1 protein-coding gene is annotated in these 420 nt (G+C 57.1%); it reads left to right on the forward strand.

The genetic code is table 11. The features are described from left to right. Positions 1 to 33: 33 nt before the first annotated feature. On the forward strand, positions 34 to 420 hold a 387-nt coding region (locus tag AC1DDS_RS25795), incomplete at its 3' end, for an alanine racemase (RefSeq protein WP_477481447.1).

The raw sequence follows: 420 nt of genomic DNA on the forward strand, positions 1-420 counted from the left end.
GAAGGTTTGGAGTCTCACGGAGTGGCAGGAGCAATGGACGATCTTGAAGTTGGTTACGACATCCCGGCCGCCATCGGGGATTCTCTCGATGATGTACAGACACCGGCTCTGATCATCGATCTTGACGCTTTCGAGCGGAATTGCGCTGGTATGCGCGCTAAAGCTGAGGGTATGAATGTGCGTCTTCGTGCACATGCGAAGACGCACAAGTCTGCCGATATCGCTCTCTACCAGATGGCCAGAGGCGGCGCCTGTGGCATCTGCTGCCAGAAGGTATCGGAAGCGGAAGCTCTAGTACGGGCAGGAATCACGGACGTCCTCATCACCAACCAGGTGTGTGGACCGAAGAAGATCGCGCGTCTAGCACGGCTTGCGAAGCTCGCCCGCATCATTGTGTGCGTGGACGACGCGACTAACGTG

The sequence above is a fragment of the Mycoplana sp. 10N416 genome (assembly GCF_056394765.1).